The 1,408-nt window shown below is 54.6% G+C and carries 1 protein-coding gene; it reads left to right on the forward strand.

All coding sequences use genetic code 11. The features are described from left to right. On the forward strand, positions 1–1,408 hold a 1,408-nt coding region (locus AS156_RS40120; RefSeq protein ID WP_136626664.1), incomplete at both ends, for a transglycosylase SLT domain-containing protein.

Below are 1,408 nucleotides of genomic sequence, written 5' to 3' on the forward strand. Positions count from 1 at the left end.
GACGTTCATGGCCAAGCACAACGTTCCGCCAGACCAGAAACGCAAATGGCTGGAGTTTCTGGGTTTACCTGCCGAGTTCGCAACACGCAGTCTCAAAGACCTTAATGAAGCGATGAAGGAAGGCTTCAATTTCGAGAAAAACCATCCGACTAATATGAAGGTTCTGCACGATCTTGATGACGCGTTCACCAAGCTGGATATGAACCTCAAAGGTTTCGGCATCGACCTTACCAATGAATTTGGTGAGCCTGCCGCTCACATGATCTCTAACTTCGCGGCATCAATCGATAAGATCGGCGAGTCGCTTCGCAAGTATCACGAGGCTGGCACCAGCGGATTTGCCAAGGACTCTATCTTTGGTCGCCTCTTCGAGAAAATGACCGGCGTTCCCGGCAGCAAGATGACGCCTCAAGGTCGCATCGATGAAGGGTTTTCCGCCTTCGATCACAAGGCCGACGAAGATGCCGTTGCGCGAGGCACAACGAAAGGTCTCTTGGATGCATTCAGGCAGTTGATGGGGTTTGGCTTTACGCCCATGTCGTACAACGGCGCTGGCGTAGGTAGCGGCAGGATGGTGAATGCCGCTTATCACCCCAGCGAAGTCGGAAACGCCAACGGCGGCGGTGGTGGCTCTTCTCCCAAGTTTGGAAATGACGACTTTCCGCTGAAATCTATCAGTCAAGGTCAGGTACCGAAGTCCGTGAAAGGCACCGTTGCCAAGATCGGAGCTGCGCGGGACTTCTCGATGAAGGCTTACGGCAAGAAGCCGAACCTTGGCAGCGCCGAGACGGAAGCTGCGATCGCGGATGCAGCAAAGAAGTACGGCCTCGATGCCAACATGCTGCGCGGCATCGCAAGCATCGAGTCCAACATGCATCCGCAGAGCAATTGGAATAGGGCAACCCAATACAAGGGTTTGTTCCAGATGGGCCGCGATGAATGGGCGAAATACGGTAGCGGCTCGATCTACAACGCTCATGATAATGCGATGGCAGCGGCTCACATGCTGTCTGATCATGCGAAAGAGTTCAAGCGTCGCTTCGGTCGCGATCCTACGCCGTCCGAACTCTACATGATCCATCAGCAGGGAATGGGTTTCTTCACTCGCGGTGCAATGACCAACATCGGCGGCAATCCATATCCCGGCATGCGCGGTCCTCAAAGCCACGACTCGTTCATGAACGGATGGGGCAAGGAGCTTGCGCGTCGTACTGCTCAATTCGACACGTATTTTCCCGAAGTGCTGACCGCGCACGGCAACACCGGTGCTCATCTCGCCGACCGCATTGTTCGCAAACATCTGCGCGATAACAATGGTGGTGCCGTTAAGGTCGATGGCAGCGCGAACGTAAATGTGAATTTCAGCAACATGCCGAAAGGCACGCGAACGAGCGCGAATGTCAACGGT

Source organism: Bradyrhizobium macuxiense (genome assembly GCF_001542415.1).
Lineage (GTDB): Bacteria > Pseudomonadota > Alphaproteobacteria > Rhizobiales > Xanthobacteraceae > Bradyrhizobium > Bradyrhizobium macuxiense.